A 6843-nucleotide genomic window follows, 5' to 3' on the forward strand; every position below is an offset into this window, starting at 1 on the left:
CAAAGCTTCTGCTTTGTCACCCATATTGCTCAAGCGCCCGTTAGTCAAACATTCTCATCATCCTGTTAATTCTGAAAAATCTTGTCAATCCTGTCTCATTTGCCGTCTAACAACGGAAAACTAAAGAAATTCGATTATGACTAGAGGCATCGAAATCCGCACCTCGCCGCATCTCAAGCGCGTGGTGACGGTCGATAAAATCATGCGCACCGTGGTGCTGGCGCTGTTGCCAATTGCCGCGTTTGCGGTCTGGCAGTTCGGGCTGAGTGCGTTGCTGCTGCTGGTGACGACAACCGGCGTGGCTGTGCTGACCGAATGGTGGTTTGCTCGCGCCAGCGGTCGCGGCAATACGGTCGCCGATTGGTCGGCGGTCATCACCGGATTGCTATTGGGCTTGACCTTGCCGCCGGGCTTTCCGCTCTGGATGGCCGCCGTTGCCGCATTTGTCGGCATCGCACTCGGCAAGGCGCTGTTCGGCGGGCTGGGCTACAACGTGATGAATCCGGCGCTGGTCGGTCGTGCCTTCGTGCAGGCGGCGTTTCCGGTGGCGATCACCACTTGGACACCGGCATTCGCGCCCGGCCGCTTTACCGAAGTCATCCCCTCGACCTTAACCGCGCCATTTATGCAGCCGATTGCCGTTGATGACTGGATCGCTGGTCTGAATCTCGACGGCTGGAGCGGGGCTACGCCGCTGGCGCTGCAAAAATTCGAGCACATCGAAACCCCGATTCTCGACAGCTTCACCGGCATGATCGCTGGTTCAGCGGGCGAGACCTCGGCGCTCTTGATTTTGATCTGCGGCCTGTGGCTCGCGTGGCAACGGATGCTCGATTGGCGCATTCCGGTTAGCGTGATGGCCGGCGCGGTGCTGATGGCGCTGCCGTTCTGGTTGCTGGATCCGAGTCTCTATCCGAGTCCCTGGTTTGTGCTCTGTTCGGGCGGATTGATGCTTGCCGCGTGGTTCATGGCCAGCGATATGGTGGCCTCGCCCGTCACGGCAAAAGGCGTGGTGATTTACGGCCTCTTTATCGGCGCACTCACCGTCATCATCCGGCTGTTCGGCGGGCTGCCGGAAGGGGTGATGTACGCGATTTTGCTCGGCAATGCCGTCGGGCCGCTGATTTCAAGCTGGACACAACCGCGTGTCTATGGCGCGAAATAGACGCGATTAACCGGATTTTTTAGGACAGACACACCATGCACGTCGAGCTTCAAACTCAGCCCACCGCAACTCCAGTGTGGCCCATGTTGCGCACACTCGGAGTGATTGCCACGCTTTCGGGGTTATTGGTGGTGCTGGCCGATCAGATCACCCAACCGATGATTGCCGAAAAACAGCGCCTGCTCACTGAGCAGTTGGTGTTTCAGGTGATTCCTGGGGCGGTCACGAAACGCGATTTCATCATTACCGCTGACGGGCGGCTGGAAGCCACCGCGAGCGGCGCAAGCGGCGAACCGATCTATGCCGCCTATACCGCTGCCGGTCAACTGCAAGCTGTCGCCATTGTCGGCAGCGGTGGCGGCTATGCTGGGCCGGTACAGGTCATGTTTGCCTATGATCCAAGCTGTCAGTGCATCGTCGGCAGTCAGGTGCTCAAATCGAATGAAACGCCCGGCTTTGGCGACAAACTCGACACCGATCCGGCCTTCCGCGAAAACTTCCGCGCCCTCGAAGCGCGTGTCGATACTGCCGGAACCGCGCTCGCCAATCCTATCGTCACCGTCAAACACGGTACCAAAACTGCGCCCTGGCAGATCGACGCCATCACTGGCGCGACCATCTCCTCGCGGGCGATGGGCAAGGCGGCTAATCAAGCCGCGCAACGCGCCGCGCCTGTCATTCAGCGCGATCTAGCCAAGCTGACGCAACCGAACTGAGCGAGGACATCCAGACATGGCCGAGGCCCCTCAAGACCGCGCCACAGCGGCGGCTAGTGCGCCGCTGTTGACGCAAGAAGAAACGCTGACGGCGGATACCTTTATTCGCGGTCTGTGGCAAGAAAATCCGGTATTTGTGATGCTGCTCGGCATGTGTCCGGTGCTCGCCGTCACCAATTCCACCATCAATGCGCTCGGCATGGGGTTATCGACGACTTTTGTGCTGGTGTTTTCCGGTATTTTGATTTCATTGCTGCGGCATTGGATTCCGAAACAAGTCCGTATTGCCAGCTATATCGTCATCATTGCCACCTTTGTCACGCTGGTCGATTACGCCATTCAAGCGATTAGCCTCGAACTCTATGCCGCGCTTGGTGCTTTTATTCAGTTGATTGTCGTCAACTGCATTATTCTCGGACGTGCTGAAGCCTATGCTTCAAAGCAGCGCGTATTAACCACCATTGTTAATAGTCTGGGCACCGGCATTGGTTTTACGCTCGCGTTATTAGCCCTCGGCACGGTGCGCGAAATCCTCGGTAACGGAACCATTCTCGGCATTTCACTCTTCGGGCCAGATTTTCAGCCCTGGTTGATTATGATTTTACCGCCGGGCGGCTTCTTCGTGCTCGGAGCTTGGCTGTTATATTTTAATTGGCTGCGCTTAAATCGCCTGCGCCGCGTTACGACATTCACCGGAGCGCCTGCCGATGCACGCTGAACCCTTACCGCTGATTTTTTTAAACGCCGCGATTGTCAATAATTTCGTCCTAGCGTTATTTCTCGGCATCTGCCCATTTCTCGGCGTCTCAGCGAAAAAAGAGACCGCTTGGAATATGGGATTAGCAACCCTGTTCGTGATGCTGGTCAGTTCCGCTGCCGCCTACGGCATCAATTGGCTATTGACACTGCTAGAACTCGAATTTTTGCGGTTGATTTGTTATATCGCCGTGATTGCCTCAGCAGTACAACTGGTCGAAATGTTCGTCAAAAAAACCAGTCCGGCGCTATTTCGTTCACTCGGCATCTTTCTGCCACTGATTACGACGAATTGCGCGATTCTTGGTCTCGCATTATTCCAGACCACCAAAGAATATGACTTTGTACAAAGTCTCGTGTATGCCGCAGGTGCCGGCGCTGGATTTACGCTGGCACTAATGTTAATGGCCGGACTGCGCGAAAAACTCGCCTTAGCCAAAGTGCCGGATGTCAGTCAGGGTGCGGCTTTAAGCCTGATGCTCGCTGGTTTGTTATCACTGGTATTCATGGGCTTTGCTGGATTAGGGGGCGGGCATGGTTAAGCTGCTGCTCGCGCCGCTGGTGGTCTTTGTCATGCTTGCACTCTGGGTGAGCGTGCAATGGTTTTATGCACGCTTTCAAACCCGTCACCCACAGCTTGGCCCATTTCGCCGGAACGATGGCGGCTGCTCATGCGGTCAGGGCCAGTGCTCATCGAACGGCGTTCAGTAATTTTTTAACCGCAAAGGCGCAAAGAACACAAAGATTTTTTAAAAAATTCTTAAAGAACTTTGCGTGCTTTGCGCCTATGTGGTTCCAAAAAAATCAAACCATTTCAATATCTAAGCGGAGTGTTTGGATGAGTCAAGACATCACCTACATCGGCCCAACTGCGCCAGCCGTCATTAAAGCCAGCCAGCGCATCACGCCCGAGACCACCGATGAGGTGCGTCATATCACGCTCGAAGTGCTCGATCCAGCTTTTCAATTCGTCGAAGGTCAAAGCATCGGCGTTTTAGTGCCTGGGCCGCATGAATTTGGCAATGCAATGCACTTGCGCCGCTATTCAATCGCTAATGCGCGGAATGTACCGATTGGCGGTGGCGTGCATTTAGATATTCTGGTGCGGCGCTGTTTTTATCTCGATGAAATCAGCGGTGAGCAATATCCGGGTGTCGCATCTAATTATTTATGCGATGCCAAATCTGGCGATAAACTCACTATCAGCGGCCCCTATCTCAGCCCATTTCGGATGCCGTTAGATAATCGCGCCAATCTGCTGATGATTGGCACCGGCACCGGTATTGCGCCATTCCGTGCTTTTGCGCAACTGATTTACGAACGGCGCGGCGATTGGAAAGGTCAGGTGCGATTATATTACGGCGGTCATAGCGGCTTAGATTTAATGTACGCCAATGACGAGAGCAGCGATTTGACGCACTATTATGACGAAAAAACCTTTCAAGCCTTCCGCGCTTTAGGTACGCGCCCGTTAATGAGTTCATCACAGGCGCTCGAACAGGGATTAACTGAGCGGGCAGCAGAAGCGTTGCGCTTGATGCGCGAATCCAATACGCATGTCTTTCTCTCCGGTTTGAGCAAAGTAACGCAGGCATTTGATCGCGTCATGGCTAAACAAGCCGGATCTGAAGCCGAATGGAAACAGCTCAAGCAGCGGTTAATTGAAGAGGGGCGCTGGTCGGAATTAATTTACGATTGAGCGCAATCCATCGGGCAGGTGTCCGTGCGGTATTCATCAACCGCGCAGCCTGCCCGCGATGATCGTTTTAGCCTACCTCGGCGTGGATGGATCGATGTAGGGTCGGCGCACAAATTTAATTGCAGATTCAATCTCAGCACTGTGCGCGATTTTGACCAATAATACTGTTACATCACATCGTCCTTCAGAGCAGAACCACGATGACATCTGCTGCCCATCCCCTTCGCGTGCGCACACAACTCAGCGTTGCAACTAAACTCAATATCGTCCTTGCTGGCGTGCTGATGCTGCTCATTGGGCTTGGCGTGCTGCTTTTTAGCGGCTGGCTGCTGGAACGCCAAAAAGCTGAGCAGGTCGAGAATCTGCGCAAAATTAATCATCTCGCAATCAGTATGATTGAAGCCTACGCCTTTAGTTTAGAATTGGCGGTGGTGAAACAGGCGCAATCACTCATGTTACTTTTACCCGGTACCGTGCAACGCGAGACAGCGCAACAACTCACGCTCAATGGTCAATTAACCCCGCTCTTAAAAATCAATGGCGTGACCATTAATGGTGATACTGAGCTAATTGATCGTTTCACCCAGAGCACAGGCGTCACAGCATCACTATTCATATGGCAGGGCAGTGATTTTATTCGCGTTAGTACATCACTCAAACGCGAAACCGGTCAACCGGCGCTCGGTACGCAATTAGGCACAACTCATCCAGCAGCAACTGCACTCAAAGGCGGTCAATCCTATACTGGTAAGGTCAAATTATTCGGACATGATTACATGACGCATTATCAGCCGCTGATTGATGCGCAGAATCAAATCGTCGGTGCGTTGGGAGTTGGGTTAGATTTTTCCGCTGGATTAAAAGAACTTAAGCATCATATCACCTCAATGACAATCGGTCAGACTGGTTATATCTATGCACTCGATGCCGATCAAGAACCAGGGCGACTGACTATTCATCCGGCTAAAGAAGGTACGAATATTCTTGATTCGCGGGATAGCAGCGGCCGTGCGTTTATTCGTGAAATACTGAATCGTCGTGAGGGCGTGATTGAATATCCCTGGTTGAATAACGAACGCGGTGAACAGCGCCCGCGCTTAAAATTAGTGGTTTATGAACCATTTAAGGCTTGGAATTGGATCGTTGCCGCTGGAAGTTATGAAGAGGAATTTACTGAAGCGGCGCGTATCATGCGGCTGTATTTGCTTGCGGGCGGGGCGCTATTAGCTTTAATTGCTGGAGTTTTAGTCTATCTCAGCACCCGTCAGTGGGTCGGCCGACCCTTAGCACAGGTCGTTCTAGCATTAGAACAGATTGCTGACGGGGATTTAACTGCGCAAATGAGTGTGCATTCAATGGATGAAGTTGGGCGATTACTGGCCGCAACTGCACGCATGTCAGCACAATTACGTGCAGCCATTGATGCCATTCGTTCCGCAACGGAAGTATTAGAAAGCAATGCGCATACACTGGTTCAGGATGCGGGCACTGTGGCGAATGGTTCCAGAATGCAAAGCCAAGCGGCTGAAACTATGGCGGCTAGTATTGAGCAAATGAGCCAGAGTATTCAGCAGGTTGCCGAGCATTCGCAGCAATCTGGACAGCTTTCGACCTCTGCCGGACAAAGCGCCCGCGAAGGTGCGGGAGTAATTGGTAAAGCTGTCGATGAAATGACGAATATTGCTGTCAGCGTCCGCGAGGCGTCGCGCACGGTGCTGGAATTAGGTCAGCAATCGGAAGCAATTAGCGCCATTGTCAGCACTATTCAGGAAATCGCCGAGCAGACTAATTTATTGGCGCTCAATGCTGCAATTGAAGCTGCGCGTGCCGGTGAGCAAGGGCGCGGATTTGCCGTGGTTGCGGATGAAGTGCGCAAGCTTGCCGAGCGCACGGCGCGTTCGACGCAGGAAATCTCGGCGATGATTGGCACGATTCAAGCTGGCGCACGGGCGGCAGTGGGGCGCATGGATCAAGGCGTTGAGCAGGTCGAACAGGGGGTTGATCTTGCGCATCGCGCCGGCGAAAGCATTGCACGCATTCAAGCCGAAGCGACTACTGTGGCGACATCGGTTGAGCGCATCGCCGAGGCACTGCGCAAACAAAGCACGGCGAGTCGCGATATGGCGGGTAATGTGTCAAGCATTGTCGCGCAAGCGGAGGCAAATCGTATGCAGGCGGAAAATTCAGCACGGACGGCATTAGAATTGGAACAATTGACGCATTCATTGCGCAAGAGTATTGCGCGGTTTCGGTTGTGCGTGATGGATTGGGCGCGTTAGCGATCACTCCAGAACGAGTGTAGGGCGATCGCGCTATATAGTTTTCCTATTGTGTTCGCCGAGCAGTAGCTCCATCCGGTAGTTATCGTTGAGCGCGGCGCGTAGTTTTCGCTGGCGCAGACTGTCCTTCGGTGGCCCATTGTGCTGCAAGAGGTTGAGCGCCATACGACGCAGCAGGGCCAGATTCTCGGGGCTATGGTCGTGGCGGGTGCGACAGGCATCTTCGCC

The 6843-nt window shown here is 53.7% G+C and carries 8 protein-coding genes; 7 read left to right on the forward strand and 1 reads right to left on the reverse strand.

Going from position 1 to position 6843, the window contains the following annotated elements; all coding sequences use genetic code 11:
- The first annotated feature begins 136 nt into the window (after nucleotides 1-136).
- The 7 genes from BLW10_RS07010 (at nucleotide 137) to BLW10_RS07035 (ending at nucleotide 6615) form a co-directional block, all read left to right on the forward strand.
- Nucleotides 137-1165: an RnfABCDGE type electron transport complex subunit D gene (locus tag BLW10_RS07010; RefSeq protein WP_091333413.1), complete on the forward strand. Its 1029-nt coding sequence runs from the start codon at nucleotides 137-139 to the stop codon at nucleotides 1163-1165.
- A gap of 35 nt (nucleotides 1166-1200) precedes the next feature.
- Nucleotides 1201-1881: an RnfABCDGE type electron transport complex subunit G gene (locus BLW10_RS07015; protein WP_091333415.1), complete on the forward strand. Its 681-nt coding sequence runs from the start codon at nucleotides 1201-1203 to the stop codon at nucleotides 1879-1881.
- Nucleotides 1882-1897: 16 nt separating this feature from the next.
- Nucleotides 1898-2599, forward strand: coding sequence for an electron transport complex subunit RsxE (gene rsxE / locus BLW10_RS07020; RefSeq protein ID WP_091333417.1), 702 nt, complete (start codon nucleotides 1898-1900; stop codon nucleotides 2597-2599).
- The gene (locus tag BLW10_RS07025) at nucleotides 2589-3179 is read left to right on the forward strand and encodes an electron transport complex protein RnfA (protein WP_091333418.1); all 591 of its coding nucleotides are present in this window, start codon (nucleotides 2589-2591) and stop codon (nucleotides 3177-3179) included. The genes rsxE and BLW10_RS07025 overlap by 11 nt, the downstream gene beginning before the upstream one ends.
- On the forward strand, nucleotides 3172-3348 hold the full coding sequence (locus BLW10_RS13975) for a hypothetical protein (protein ID WP_177169009.1): 177 nt from the start codon (nucleotides 3172-3174) through the stop codon (nucleotides 3346-3348). Before BLW10_RS07025 ends, BLW10_RS13975 begins: the two co-directional genes overlap by 8 nt.
- 127 nt (nucleotides 3349-3475) lie before the next feature.
- Nucleotides 3476-4336 carry a ferredoxin reductase domain-containing protein gene (locus BLW10_RS07030; RefSeq protein WP_091333420.1) on the forward strand — a complete coding sequence of 287 codons (861 nt, stop codon included), beginning with the start codon at nucleotides 3476-3478 and terminating at the stop codon, nucleotides 4334-4336.
- 200 nt (nucleotides 4337-4536) lie between these two features.
- Nucleotides 4537-6615, forward strand: coding sequence for a methyl-accepting chemotaxis protein (locus BLW10_RS07035; RefSeq protein ID WP_091333422.1), 2079 nt, complete (start codon nucleotides 4537-4539; stop codon nucleotides 6613-6615).
- Nucleotides 6616-6648: 33 nt separating this feature from the next.
- On the opposite strand, the gene BLW10_RS07040 is transcribed toward BLW10_RS07035, so the two are convergent.
- A partial coding sequence (locus BLW10_RS07040; RefSeq protein ID WP_425425889.1) for a transposase occupies nucleotides 6649-6843 on the reverse strand: 195 nt, incomplete at its 5' end.

This window comes from Allochromatium warmingii, assembly GCF_900107145.1.
Lineage (GTDB): Bacteria > Pseudomonadota > Gammaproteobacteria > Chromatiales > Chromatiaceae > Thermochromatium > Thermochromatium warmingii.